Source organism: Nocardia gipuzkoensis (assembly GCF_021183645.1).
GTDB classification, from domain to species: domain Bacteria; phylum Actinomycetota; class Actinomycetes; order Mycobacteriales; family Mycobacteriaceae; genus Nocardia; species Nocardia abscessus.
The window spans coordinates 326,298-339,248 of sequence record NZ_CP089225.1 but is presented as its reverse complement, the minus strand read 5'-3'; the positions used below and the strand labels follow the sequence as shown (position 1 = coordinate 339,248).

Annotated in this window: 12 protein-coding genes; 10 read left to right on the top strand and 2 right to left on the bottom strand. The window is 70.1% G+C overall.

Annotation, left to right across the window (positions count from 1 at the left end):
* The first annotated feature begins 84 nt into the window (after nucleotides 1-84).
* From LTT66_RS01510 to LTT66_RS01500, 3 genes are read left to right on the top strand one after another with little or no spacing between them, the layout of a single operon-like run.
* Nucleotides 85-852, top strand: a complete 768-nt coding sequence (locus tag LTT66_RS01510) for an alpha/beta hydrolase (protein WP_233068947.1) — start codon at nucleotides 85-87, stop codon at nucleotides 850-852.
* Between the two features lie 39 nt (nucleotides 853-891).
* A complete protein-coding gene (locus tag LTT66_RS01505; protein ID WP_233063363.1) occupies nucleotides 892-1,410 on the top strand; it encodes a PspA/IM30 family protein in 519 nt (172 codons plus the stop codon).
* A 43-nt stretch (nucleotides 1,411-1,453) separates the two neighbouring features.
* A complete protein-coding gene (locus LTT66_RS01500) occupies nucleotides 1,454-2,476 on the top strand; it encodes a hypothetical protein (RefSeq protein ID WP_181720055.1) in 1,023 nt (340 codons plus the stop codon).
* A 476-nt stretch (nucleotides 2,477-2,952) separates the two neighbouring features.
* Here the strand turns inward: LTT66_RS01500 and LTT66_RS01495 are convergent, their stop codons facing one another.
* The gene (locus LTT66_RS01495; RefSeq protein WP_233063362.1) at nucleotides 2,953-3,456 is read right to left on the bottom strand and encodes a DUF3558 domain-containing protein; all 504 of its coding nucleotides are present in this window, start codon (nucleotides 3,454-3,456) and stop codon (nucleotides 2,953-2,955) included.
* Between the two features lie 320 nt (nucleotides 3,457-3,776).
* Here LTT66_RS01495 and LTT66_RS01490 point away from each other — a divergent pair, with 320 nt between their 5' ends.
* The 7 genes from LTT66_RS01490 to LTT66_RS01460 all read left to right on the top strand — a co-directional run bounded on the left by LTT66_RS01490 (nucleotide 3,777) and on the right by LTT66_RS01460 (nucleotide 12,269).
* Nucleotides 3,777-6,251: a sensor histidine kinase gene (locus tag LTT66_RS01490; RefSeq protein ID WP_233063361.1), complete on the top strand. Its 2,475-nt coding sequence runs from the start codon at nucleotides 3,777-3,779 to the stop codon at nucleotides 6,249-6,251.
* Nucleotides 6,248-6,676, top strand: a complete 429-nt coding sequence (locus LTT66_RS01485) for a roadblock/LC7 domain-containing protein (RefSeq protein WP_233063360.1) — start codon at nucleotides 6,248-6,250, stop codon at nucleotides 6,674-6,676. Before LTT66_RS01490 ends, LTT66_RS01485 begins: the two co-directional genes overlap by 4 nt.
* The gene (locus LTT66_RS01480; protein WP_181720049.1) at nucleotides 6,673-7,014 is read left to right on the top strand and encodes a DUF742 domain-containing protein; all 342 of its coding nucleotides are present in this window, start codon (nucleotides 6,673-6,675) and stop codon (nucleotides 7,012-7,014) included. The genes LTT66_RS01485 and LTT66_RS01480 overlap by 4 nt, the downstream gene beginning before the upstream one ends.
* A 16-nt stretch (nucleotides 7,015-7,030) precedes the next feature.
* Nucleotides 7,031-7,588, top strand: a complete 558-nt coding sequence (locus LTT66_RS01475) for a GTP-binding protein (RefSeq protein ID WP_195068654.1) — start codon at nucleotides 7,031-7,033, stop codon at nucleotides 7,586-7,588.
* 84 nt (nucleotides 7,589-7,672) lie between these two features.
* Nucleotides 7,673-8,092, top strand: a complete 420-nt coding sequence (locus LTT66_RS01470; protein ID WP_233063359.1) for a VOC family protein — start codon at nucleotides 7,673-7,675, stop codon at nucleotides 8,090-8,092.
* 79 nt (nucleotides 8,093-8,171) lie between these two features.
* The gene (gene ppc / locus LTT66_RS01465) at nucleotides 8,172-10,931 is read left to right on the top strand and encodes a phosphoenolpyruvate carboxylase (protein WP_233068946.1); all 2,760 of its coding nucleotides are present in this window, start codon (nucleotides 8,172-8,174) and stop codon (nucleotides 10,929-10,931) included.
* A gap of 99 nt (nucleotides 10,932-11,030) precedes the next feature.
* Complete coding sequence (locus LTT66_RS01460) at nucleotides 11,031-12,269, top strand: type III PLP-dependent enzyme domain-containing protein (RefSeq protein WP_233068945.1); 1,239 nt, start codon at nucleotides 11,031-11,033, stop codon at nucleotides 12,267-12,269.
* 81 nt (nucleotides 12,270-12,350) lie between these two features.
* Here the strand turns inward: LTT66_RS01460 and LTT66_RS01455 are convergent, their stop codons facing one another.
* Nucleotides 12,351-12,908 (bottom strand): TetR/AcrR family transcriptional regulator, encoded by a 558-nt coding sequence (locus LTT66_RS01455; RefSeq protein ID WP_233063358.1) that lies wholly within the window; start codon nucleotides 12,906-12,908, stop codon nucleotides 12,351-12,353.
* Between the last annotated feature and the right edge of the window lie 43 nt (nucleotides 12,909-12,951).

Below are 12,951 nucleotides of genomic sequence, written 5' to 3'. Positions count from 1 at the left end.
CAACAGAGGCCGTGCGGCCGGAAGGGTGCACGGCCTCGACCCCGCTCGATCCGGTCTCGCTCGCGCAAGAGTAAGAACGTGGTCATGCGACACCCGGCCGATCCGATCCTCAACGCGCTGACCTACCTGCCGCAGCGGACCGTGCTGCAGACCCCGGCGCTGCTCGGCATGGAGTACGCCGATCTCTCCCTGCCCACCTCGGACGGGGAGATCGTGCACGCCTGGTGGATGCCCGCGCGGAATTCGATCGGGCACATCCTGTTCGCGCACGGCAACGCGGGCAACATCGGCGACCGGGTGCCGATCTTCGCGTTGCTCACCGAGGCCGGTTTCGACGTGCTGGCCTTCGACTACCGCGGGTACGGTCGCAGTACCGGGAAGCCCACCGAACGCGGCACCTACCTCGACGCCCGCGCCGCGCGCGAGGCATTGCTGGCCCGGCCCGGGGTCGACCCCGCCCGGGTGCTGTACCTGGGCAAGTCGCTGGGCGGCGGCGTCGTCCTCGAGCTGGCGCAACACCATCCGCCCGCCGGAGTGATGCTGATGTCCACCTTCACCGGTCTGCGCGACGCCGCCCGCTCGGTGTATCCGTTCCTGCCCGCACCGCTGGTCCCGAACGCCTATCCGAACGAACGCCGCATCCGCGCGCTGCGCGCTCCGGTCCTGATCATGCACGGCGATCAGGACGAACTGCTGCCGTTACGGCACGCGCAACGGCTCTACGCCGCGGCGCGGGAGCCGAAACGGCTCGTCGTCTTTCCCGGCGCCGGGCACAACGATCTGATCGTGGTCGGCGGCTCGGCCTGGTACGACCTCGTGCGCGACTGGGCGGGTGCGCAGGTGCGGTCGTGAACCGTGTGCGCTCGGGTCCCGGCTGCGTAGCCTGGCGGTATGAGTGACGACAGCGAGATCGTGAGCCGGTTGGCCGGCCTGTCCGACGCGGAGCTGGCTGGTGTCCTGCTGGTCGCGACGGCGGCGCGCCCCGGGTTCGCGGCGGTCCACGCGGCGCTGATAGGGCTGCTGGAGACGGGTGATGCGATCGTCGCGCCGGATGTGACTCCTGCCACCCTGCCCGGCGCGCCCGTGCCTCCCGGGCAGGCGACGGAGGTATCCGGCCAGGTCGGCGGCAGTTCCACGGTACCGGCGGTACCGGTACCGCCGCCGGGTATGCCGGGTGGCGCCGCGAGCGGCGGGTATTCGGCCTCCGGCGTTCCTACTTTCGAGTCAGTTCGCGATAAGGTCGAGCAGCGCTACGGCACCGCGCAGGGGATGGGCGAACTCGACCGGCAGACTCCCGCGGGGCGCAGCGTGGACGAACAATGGCAGGCGCGCGAGAAGGCCGCGCGTGAGCGGCTGGACCGGATACGGAAATCGTTGCGCGACAACGAAGTCGACCCGAACCAGCCGTGATCCCGGCCGGTCGCGCCGGACGAGCAGTGATGGGTGGAATTCGATGAGCGAGCCGCGTGAGATCGCCGAACGGCTACTGGACGCCCAGGTGGAATTCCTGCTCGCCGAGGTGAGTGGTGAGCGTTTCGCCGAGGTGATCGCACGCGACACCGAAGCGGTGCTCGCCGTCGCCGACACGCTGGTCTTCCGGGACGTCGTCGAGATCGAGCAGGCCAAGCAGACGGTACGCACCATCGTCGAGCTGATCGGTGGCAGCCCGGTGATCGCCGACATGGTCGGGGTGTTCGCCGACTCCATCTACGACCACATCGCCGCCAACCACGACTACCGGCTCGGCGAGGTGGTCGACCGCGAGCCGGTCGAGGCGCTGCTGGAGAAGATCTTCGGCATGCACCAGGCGCAGGAGCGCATCCTGGACCGGCTCACCGAGAGCCCGCTGGTGGCCACCGTCGCCTCGAAGTTCGTGGACAAGCTGATCAACGACTTCATGCAGGCCAACCGGGAGCGCGCCGAGAAGATCCCGGGCGTCTCGTCGCTGATGTCGCTGGGCCAGTCCGCGGCCAACCGCGCCAAGAAGGTCGCCGCCGACAGCACCTTCGTCGGCGATCTGGCGGGCAAGGGCGCGCTGTTCGCGCTCAAGCGCACCAACAACGCCATCCGGGAAATGCTGCGCGACGCGCCGGTGCACGACGCCGCGATGGAGTTCTGGGATCTGCACGCCGACGAACCGGTCAGCGGGCTGCGCGACTACCTCACCCAGGCCGACCTGAACGAGCTGGCGCTGCTGTGCTACGAAATCGCGGTCACCACCCGGGAGAAGGAGTACTTCGGCCTGCTCGTGGACGAGTGCGTCGAGGTGTTCTTCACCAAGTACGGCGATTACACCCTGGCCGCCATGCTGCCCGAACTCGGGCTCACCGGTGACGACATCGCCAGGGAGATCCTGCGCTACGGCCCGGCGGTTATCGAGGGCGCGAAGCGAGAAGGCGTGCTCGCCGGGCTGATCCGCGAACGCCTCGCACCGTTCTACACCTCGGACGCCGTTCTCGACATCCTGAGTGTTTGATCTGTATTTGATTTCCAGCGCCTGCGGCGCTGGGTGTTCGCGGCCCCCGTGTGGCTCGCGTCCGAGCGACCGCCGCTTGCTCCTTCGTCGCCTACGCGGCGGCCGCTCGGACGCGAGCCGGGCCGCGAACGGCGCATGCTCGGTCTCGCTTCGCTCGAAACCTGGGGTTGGGCCGGTGTGGTCGCGTAGGGCGCGGCGTGTGTCGCCTGATGTTTTCCGGTGGTGTGACTGGCGGTTTGAATGTTCGCCGCTTGCTCGTCGTCTAGGCGGCGGTGGCTCGGATGTGAGCCGACAGCCCACTGGGGGTGGCTTCGCTGGAAAGCTCGGCTGGGCCGGTGTGATCGCCTGGTGTTTGCCGTTCGTGTGGCGGGCGGTCGAACGTTCGGCACTTGCGGCTTCGCCGTGATGTGACCACCGCGCGGGCGCTCGGATGTCTGCCCGGCTGGGCGGGAGTGTGTGCCCCCGCGGATGCTCCGCTACTTCGGGAGTGCGGGGACGATCGCTTCGCCGACGCTCGTCAGGCGGTCACAGGGGTTCTGGCCCGCGGTCTTGTTGACCAGCGTCAGTTGCAGTAGTCCCTGGCGGGCGGGGAACAGTACGTCGCACATCTGGTCCTTGGCGGCGTCGTCGACGCGGAACTGGCGTCCGGGGCGGCCGGCGATCGTGATGTCCTGGAAATCGACATTGCCCGGCTTGCGCTCGAACTCGGCTACGGACGAGTTGTTGGAGAAGACCCCGAGGGTGAAGTCGGCGCCCTTCCATCCGCAGATCTCCCAGCCGGGCTGCTTGACGCCGCCGACGCCGACCTGCTTGCTCGCCGGATCGAGTCCGGCGCTGGTCAGCGCGTTGTCGGGGATGCCGGTGCAGGGATCGAACAGTGCGGCGGCGGTTCCCGCGGCGGCCTGCGTGGTGGTCGTCGCCGGTGACCCGCTGGACTCGTCGCCGCAGGCGGCGAGTCCGAGTACAAGTGCTATTGCCAAGGGAACCAACGTGATTCGGTGCGCCATCCCGCCCTCTTGCCTCCGGTGTGTCGCGCCGGACTGTATCAGAGTCGCGCCGAGGGGTTTCGCGGCGGGCGAACTCGGGTAAAAGACAGCGTGACTCGGCGTCTACCCACACCCGAGCGGAGGCCGGATTCGTCGCGCCCGGTAACCCTTGGTTGCCAGTGTGTTTAGAAGTGCGCACAGTGTCCGTTTTGTCCGAATTTCGCGTTGACACCGGGAAGGCCCTGTGAAAGTTTGCCCCTGATTTCCGTGTCCTCGCCGTGCAGCGGTCACGGCGGCCGATCGGAGGAGCAGAGGTGGTGCGGTCACGTCGACGACCGGAATTATCCGGCGGCACACGGTTGTCCACGCCCGGCGAACGGCAGGGGGCGGGCAGCGGCATCGTCCGCCCCCGCACCATTCGCGGACAGTTGGCTCGAATCCTCGTCGTCTCCTTGGTTCTGGTGCTCGCGCTGCTGGGCGCGATGGTCGCGCGGGAGGCCGACGCGTACCGCGGGAGCCGGGACACGGCGACTGCGGTATCGCTGGCGCTGGCGGTGCAGGACTTGGTGCACGAGGCGCAGCGCGAGCGCGGCCTGACCAACGGCATGCTCGGCGGTGACGGGCGATTGCTCCAGCCCGTGGCCGACCAGCGCGGCGCGGTCGACCGCGCGCTGCGCGAGTTGCGGGGTGCGATGGCGGAGAACCCGCCCGGCGCGGACCGGGTGCGCGCGGCCGCCCGGCCGCTGACCGACCTGGACGCGACCCGTGCCCGGATCGATGAGCGGCGAACGGCCCGGCAGGCGGCCTTCCAGTACTACACCGACGCCATCGACGCGCTGAACCACCTGTCCCTCGGTCTCGACCAGGCCGCCGATCCGGCGGTCCGGCACGGTCTGCAAGCGTTGTACGCGCTGGGCGAAGCCAAGGAACAGACGGCGCGCGAACGCGGCTTCCTCAACGGCGTCTTCGCCGCCGGCGCTTTCGGGCCGGGCGAGTACGTGCAGTTCCTCGACATCCGAGCGGCCAAGCTGGCCGGTCTTGCCGCGTTCGCCCGCGACGCCACCGCGGCCCAGCAGGCGCGGTTGGACGCCGTGCTGGACAGCGAGAGCGCGGTCCGGGCCGCGGAGTCGGAGAACATCGCGATCGCCTCCAGCGCAGGGCCGCTGGTGCGTCCGGTCGACCCGATCACCTGGTGGGCCAGGATGACCGGGGTCATCGATGAGCAGCGCACCGTGCAGCAGGCGGTCGGCGCCGACATCGGCTCGCGCGCGGAGGTGTTGCGCCGCAACGCCGCCTTGGTCCTCGGCGCGTTCGTACTCGCCGCGCTGGCGGCGATCGCGGTGGAAGTGGCGCTGGTCGTCTCCGCGGTGCGCGCGATCGTCCGGCCGCTGGCCATGCTGGCCGCGGACGCCGACGACGTATCGAGCCGGCGGCTGCCCGACGTGATCGCGGCCTGGCGCACCGGCGACGACACCCGCCCGCCGGACCCGCCCGCTCCGGTGCGGACACCGGCGGGCGCGAGCGTCGAGATCGCCGCCGTGGCACGAGCTCTGGATCGGGTGCAGTCCACCGCGTTCGACCTCGCGTCGGAGCAGGCGCTGGTGCGCCGCAACACCACCGAGTCGATGGTCAGCCTGGCCCGCCGCAGCCAGAACCTCGTGCGCCGCCAGCTCGGCCTGATCAGCGAATTCGAGCGGGAGGAACTCGATCCCAAGGCGCTGTCGAACCTGTTCGAACTCGACCATCTCGCCACCCGAATGCGCCGCAACGCCGAGAGCCTGCTCGTGCTGGTGGGCGAGGCGAGTCCGCGCCGCTGGGCCGAACCGATCCCGCTCAGCGACGTGATCCGCGCGGGCCTGTCCGAGGTGGACGACTACCGCAGGGTGGTGCTGCGCCGGATGGACGAGGTGCTCGTCACGGGCGCGGCGGCCAGCGAGCTGGCCCACATGCTCGCGGAGCTGATCGAGAACGGACTCGCTTTTTCCCCCCCGGACCTCGAGGTCGAGATCTACGGGCGCGCCGGGCCGAACGGATACCTGCTCGCGGTGGTCGACCACGGAGTCGGCATGCCCGCCGACCATTTGGCCCAGGCCAACGCACGACTGCGCGGCGAACAGGATTTCGTCGTCGCGCCGACCCGCCATCTCGGCCACTACGTCGTCGGCAGGCTCGCCGAGCGGCTCGGCATCGGCGTCGAGCTGAGCGTCTCGCCGGTGAGCGGGATCGTCGCGCGCCTGACGCTGCCGTCGGGCATGCTCGACGCCGGACAGCTACAGCGCGACGACCCGAGTGAGCCCGCGCCACGCGCCGCCGCGCTCCCGATCGGTTCTAGTTCGCCGAGGCCACGTCCGTCTGCCGTCGAATCGACCGTGGCTCGCGCACCGGCTCGATCCTGGGCGGACGCCGGGTCGTCGGCCTACACGCCGGTCGTCGCCACGCTGACGGAACCGGCGGCCGCGCCGAGTATCGCCGCCCTCGAGTCGCGCAGCCCGGCAGCGGACTCCGAACCCGTGACGCGGCACACCAAGAACGGCTTGGTCAAACGCAACAAGAAAGCTCGCGCGGCCGCTACGGGTGCACGGCCCAGCGCGGTGCCCCGATCGGAGCCCGCACCCGCGGTCGAGCGCTCACCCGAGGAGATCCGCGGCATGCTGTCCGCCTTCCGCTCGGGCTATCAGCGTGGCGCGCCCGGAAGGCACGCCGCCGCCCCGCGGGACGACCTCGTCCGCGCCGCCGATACGGCGCACGAATTCCAGCCCGCCGCGACCATGGCAGAGGAGATCCGGTGACCACCCACATATCGAGCGCCGACCCGCACACCTTCAATTGGATGCTGGCCAACTTCGTCCGCGAGACCGACGGTGTCCGCGAGGCGGTCGCGGTCTCCTCGGACGGCCTGCTCATCGCCATGTCCGACGGCCTGGACCGCATCTCCGCCGACCGGCTCGCCGCCATGGTGTCCGGGCTGGTCGGGCTCGCCCGAAGCGCCTCGCGCAGTTACTCCTTCGACGGTCTGAAGCTGATCATGATCGAGATGAAGCGCGGCTTCCTGCTCGTCTCCGCCCTGGGCGACGGCAGCTGCCTGGGCGTGATCGCCGACAGCGGTTGTGACGTCGGCCTGGTCGGGTACGAGATGGCGGTGCTCGCCGAGCGTGCGGGCGCGCTGCTGGATCCCGCGCTCATTGCCGAACTGCGCGAGACGCTGCGGCGATGAGACGCGAATCCGCCGCCGACGATCGATTCGTGCGACCCTTCGTGGTCACCGCCGGACGCACCACGCCACTGCTGGACGGGTTGCGCATCGAGACGTTGGTGCGGGCCGAGCCCGCCGCGCTGTCCGCACCGCTGCGCTTCGAGCAGCTCACCCTGGTCCGGCTGTGCCAGCAGCCGCACTCCATCGCCGAAATCGGCACCGCGCTGCGGGTTCCGATCGGGGTGGCCAAGGTCGTCGTCAGCGACCTGGCCGCGACCGGACACGTGACCGTGCGCGCCGCCGACCAGCTCACCGCCGCTGCCATCGAGAGGATCAGGGACCTTGTCCGGGCACTCTGACATGCGAACGCCGACCATGCCGTCCTCGGTGAAAATCGTGATCAGCGGCGGTTTCGGCGTCGGGAAGACGACGTTCATCGGAGCCATCTCCGAAATCGAGCCGCTGGTGACCGAGGCGGCGATGACCGAGATGGCCGTCGGCGTGGACGACCTCGCACACCGTGCGGACAAGACACAGACCACCGTCGCCCTCGACTTCGGCCGCATCACCCTGGACAGTTCGCTGATCCTGTACCTGTTCGGTACGCCGGGCCAGGACCGCTTCGTCTTCCTGTGGGACGACCTGGTCGACGGTGCGCTCGGTGCGGTGATCGTGGTGGACACCAGCCGTGTCGACGACTGCTACCCGGTGCTGGACTATTTCGAGGAACGCGGCACGCCCTTTGTCGTAGCGGTCAACCGCTTCGACGGCAGCGCGCACTTCGACCTCGGCGAGGTCCGCGAGGCGCTGGAGCTGGAGAACTGGATTCCGGTTCTGGAGTGCGATGCCAGGTCTCGTGATTCGGTCAAAGAGGTGCTGGTCTCGCTGCTGGAACAGGTACTGCTGCACCGCCCGGATCAGCTCACCGCGTGAGACATGCGCTCGGGGCCGATGAATTCTCCGCGCGTCCGGCGTCTGTACTGTTGCCCGTCCCGAACGACGACAAGGAGCATCATCATGAGCAACGGCGCGGACCTCGCCCTCACCCACATCGGCGTGCTGGTCGGTGACCAGGACAAGGCCCTGCAGTTCTATCGCGACGTCATCGGACTCGAGGTGCGCGCGGACATGCCGTTCGCCGGTGGGCGCTGGGTGACCGTCGGCCCCGCGAAGCAGCCGGGTATCGAGTTCATTCTGGAGACCCCGGAGATGGTGCCGGACGAGGCCGCCGGCGCGGCGGCGCGGGCTCGGCTGGCCAACGGCGCGCAGGGCACGCTGATCTTCACCACCGACGCGGTGGACGCGACCTTCGCCCGGCTGCGCGACGCCGGGGTCGAGGTGACGCAGGAGCCGATCTCGCAGCCGTACGGGGTACGCGACTGCGGATTCCGCGACCCGTGGGGCAACCACCTGCGCTTCTCCGAACTCCCGGGCTGATCCGGGGCCCGGCCGGTGTGGGCCGCGTCGCATACCCACGCAGGCCGCAGGGCAATACTGTCTGATCATGGGCGAAACGATGAGCGAGACCCCACAGGACGCCATCCGGCCGCTGCGCGACGACATCCGGTTCCTCGGTGGCGTGCTCGGCGACACTATTCGCGACCACGAGGGGCCGGAAGTCTTCGACCTCATCGAGCGGGTGCGCATCGAGGCGTTCCGTATACGCCGCGAGGAGGTCGAGCGCAGCGCCGTCGCGGAGATGCTGGACGGTGTGGACATCGCGGTCGCCCTTCCGCTCATCCGCGCATTCAGCTATTTCGTGCTGCTGGCCAATCTGGCCGAGGACATCCAGCGCGACCGCCGCCGTGCCGCGCACGAGTCGGCGGGCGAACCGCCGCAGGAGTCCTCACTCGCGGCCACCTACCGCAGGCTGGACGCGGCGGCGCTGGACGGAGACCGGGTCGCCGATCTGCTGGCCGACGCGCTGGTGTCGCCGGTGATCACCGCGCACCCGACCGAGACGCGCCGCCGCACCGTCTTCGACGCGCAGGCCCGGATCACCGAGTTGATGCGCCTGCGCCAGCGCTACGCCGAGAGCGAGCGGGAGCGGGCCGATCTGGAGCTGCGAATCCGTCGCCAGGTACTGAGCCTGTGGCGTACCGCGCTGATCCGCTTGGCTCGCTTGCGCATCCAGGACGAGATCTCGGTGGGCCTGCGCTATTACGACCTCACCCTGTTCGACGTGATCCCCGCGATCAACGCCGAAGTGCGCGCCGCGCTGCGCTCGCGCTGGCCCGGAGTGGAGCTGCTGGCGCGCCCGATCCTGCGTCCCGGCTCGTGGATCGGCGGCGACCGCGACGGAAACCCGTACGTCACCGCCGATGTGGTGCGTCAGGCCGCCTACCGCGCGGCCGGTGTGGCTTTCGAGCGTTACCTGCGCGAGCTGGTGGAACTGGAGAAGACGCTGTCGCTGTCGGCCCGCCTGGTCACGGTGACGCCGGAGGTCGCCGCCCTCGCCGAGACCGGTTACCCGGATCCGGCCACGCACGCCGACGAGCCGTATCGCCGTGCGCTGCATCATGTTCGCGCCCGGCTGACCGCTACCGCGCTCTCCGCGCTGGGCGAGGTTCCGCCGAACGGCCTGGACTCCGGGGCGCGGCCCTACCCGTCCCCGCAGGCGATGCTGGACGATCTGGACGCCATGGACGCCTCGCTGCGGCGCAGCGGCGACGGCCTGATCGCCGACGATCGCCTCGCCGCCTTGCGCTACGCCGTGGAAACGTTCGGCTTCCACCTGCAAGCCCTGGATATGCGGCAGAACTCCGAGGTGCACGAGCAGGTCGTCGCCGAGCTGCTGGCCTGGGCCGGGGTGCATCCCGACTACGCGAGCCTGCCGGAGTCGGGCCGGGTGGAACTACTCGCCGCCGAACTGCGCACTCGGCGCCCGCTGCTCGGCCCGCACGCACGGCTGAGCGAACTCGCGGTCAAGGAACTCGACATCGTCCGCGCCGCGCGGGAGGTGGTGGACACGCTGGGCGCGGAGGCGGTGCCGAACTACGTGATCAGCATGTGCACGTCGGTCAGCGATCTGCTCGAAGCCGCCCTGCTGCTGAAGGAGGGCGGGCTGCTGGACCCGGGGGAGCCGGACGGGCCGCCGAGCTGCCCGGTGGGCATCGTCCCGCTGTTCGAGACCATCGAGGACCTCGGCGCCGGAGCGGCGACGCTGTCCGCGGCGCTGGAGGTCCAGGTCTATCGCGAGCTGGTGGCCGCGCAGGGGATGCGCCAAGAGGTGATGCTCGGCTACTCCGACTCCAACAAGGACGGCGGGTATCTGGCCGCGAACTGGGCGCTGTACCGGGCGGAGCTGGACCTGGTCGAGGTCGCCCGCAAGACCGGCATCCGGCTGCGGCTGTTCCACGGCCGGGGCGGCACGGTCGGTCGCGGCGGCGGCCGTAGCTACGACGCGATCCTCGCACAGCCCGCGGGTGCGGTGCGCGGCTCGCTGCGGCTCACCGAGCAGGGCGAGGTGATCGCGGCCAAATACGCGGAACCCGGTGCGGCGCACCGCAATCTGGAGTCGCTGATCGCCGGTACGCTCGAATCGACCCTGCTGGACGTGGAGGGCCTCGGCGCCGACGCCGAGCCGTCCTACGGCATCATGGACGACCTGGCCGCTCGCGCCCGCGCGGCGTACGCGCGGCTGGTGCACGAAACGCCGGGATTCGTCGAGTACTTCCGCCAATCCACGCCGGTCACGGAGGTCGGCGACCTGAACATCGGCAGCAGGCCCGCGTCCCGCAAGCCGACGAATTCGGTCGCGGACCTGCGGGCCATCCCGTGGGTGATGTCGTGGAGCCAGGCGCGGGTGATGCTGCCCGGCTGGTACGGCACCGGCACCGCGCTGGAGGAGTGGATCGGCGGCGACCCGCAGCGCCTGGCGACCTTGGCGGACCTGTACCGCCGGTGGCCGTTCTTCCGCACGGTGCTGTCCAACCTGGCTCAGGTGATGGCGAAGAGCGATCTGGACATCGCCGCACGCTACGCCGAACTCGTGGACGACGTGGCGCTGCGGGAGCAGATCTTCGGCATGATCCGCGACGAACACGCCCGGACCGCCCGCATGCACGCCGCGATCACCGGCAACGATCACCTGCTGGCCGACAACCCGTCGCTGGCCGAGTCCATCCACAACCGCTTCCCCTACCTGGAGCCGCTCAACCAGATGCAGGTGCAGCTGCTGCGCCGCCTCCGCGCCGGTGACGACTCCGAACTGGTCAAGCGCGGCATCCTGCTGACCATGAACGGCCTGGCCACCGCCTTGCGCAACTCGGGCTGAGCCGCCGAGCCGGTTCCGGTAGGAAGGAACGTCGTGTCGATCGATGAATCAGCCGTAGCGGCGCTCGCGGACCGCCGGATCGGTCCCGAGCACAAGGGCATGCCACCCGCGTCCTGGGGCCGCAGCGTGCGGGAATTCCTCACCACCGCACCGACGCTCGACCAGCTGGAGACGCCGGTGCTCACCGTCGATCGAGCCGCCGTGACGGCGAACATCGCGGTCATGGCCGAGTGGGTGCGCGCGGCGGGCGTGCGGCTGGCGCCGCACGGCAAGACCACGATGGCCCCGCGGCTGTGGGCCGACCAGCTCGCCGCGGGATCGTGGGGGATCACCCTGGCCACCGTCTGGCAGGCGCAGGTGGCGCGATCCTTCGGCGTCGCGCGGATCCTGCTGGCCAACGCGCTGGTCGATCCGGTCGGATTGCGCTGGGTGGCGGCGGAATTGGAGCGTGACCCGTCTTTCGAGTTCGTCTGCTGGGCCGACAGCCTCGAAACGGTCGCGCTGATGGACGCGCACCTGTGCGAGGTTCCGGGACAAGAGCGGATCGGGGTGCTCGTGGAACTCGGCGGCCCGCACGGCCGGACCGGCGCGCGCACGGTGGACCAGGCGCATGCCGTGGCGCGGGCAATCGACGCGGCGTCCCGGTTGAGGCTCGCCGGAGTGGGTGGTTACGAAGGCGCGCTCGCGCACGACCGCACCGCGCCCGGCCTCCGCGCGGTGCGCGACTACCTCGGCGAACTCGCTCGTCTGCACCGCGAACTCGCCGCGGCCGGGCGATACCGATGTCCGGCGATCGTGACCGCCGGTGGCAGCGCCTATCCGGAATTGGCGGTGGAGTACCTGGCCCCGCTCTCCGACGAGCAGGGCAGGCAGGGTGTCGCGACGACGGTCGTCCTGCGCTCGGGGGCGTACGTCATCCACGACGACGGCTTCTACGCCGGCATGTCGCCGCTGGCGTCGCCTGAGTGCACGCGGCCACTGCGCTCGGCGATGCACGGCTGGGCGCGCACCATTTCCCGCCCGGAGCCGGGGTTGGCCCTGCTCGACGCGGGCAAACGCGATCTGCCTTTCGACGAGGGGATGCCGATTCCGCAACGCGTCGCGGGACCGGGGGGCGGCGCGCTGGACAGGGACGCGACGGTGTCGGCGCTCAACGACCAGCACGCGTTCCTCCGGTTGCCGCGCGGCGCCGCCACGGAATTGCCGATCGGCGCGGTGGTGCGCCTCGGGCTTTCGCATCCGTGCACCGCCTTCGACAAATGGCGGCTCATTCCCGTGATCGATGACGCCGACGCTCCGGTGCCGCGGGTGGTCGATTTCCTGCACACGTTCTTCTGACGCTCCGGTACGAAATGGGCGGATCGCCTTGCGCGCAGGGTGGTGCGAACCGTTCGTGATCGAGGCCAGGTGCCGCGGTCGTCAGCTGTTCGAAGCGAGCAGAGCGTGTACCAACCGGTCCAGCGCCGGGCGCGGATCGAAGTCCGGCGCGGGGTTCGCCAATTGGTGCAGGATGATTCCGTCGAACTGGCCGACCAAGATCCGGGTCGTCGCCTGATCGCCGCCGACTTCCGCCAGCAGGCCCGCGGCCCACTCGGTCAGCCTGCGTTGGCCGCGCCGGACGGTGTCGCGCAGCGCGGGCATGGTCTGCGCCTCCAGGAACAGTGCGTAGCGCGCCAGTGTCCGCACCCGGTCGGTCCGCGCCGCGTGGACGACGAAGGCCGCCATGCCGTCGACGAGTTCGGTGATCGTGCCGGGGGCGGGTTGCCGGTTGAGCGTCTCCCAGTCCGCGTAGTCGCGTGCCTCGAGACGCTCGGCGATCCCGATCAGCAGCGCTTCGCGGGTGCGGAAGTAGTTGGAGGCGGACCCGGCGGGCATGCCGGCGACCTCGTCGACCGCGCGGTGGGTGAGCGCGCGGGTGCCGCGGGAGCCCAGCAGTTCGATCGCCGCGTCCAAGACGAGTTCGCGCTTGGTGGACATCTCTCGATACTACAGCGGTAGTGATACGAGTGACAGTCCCGGC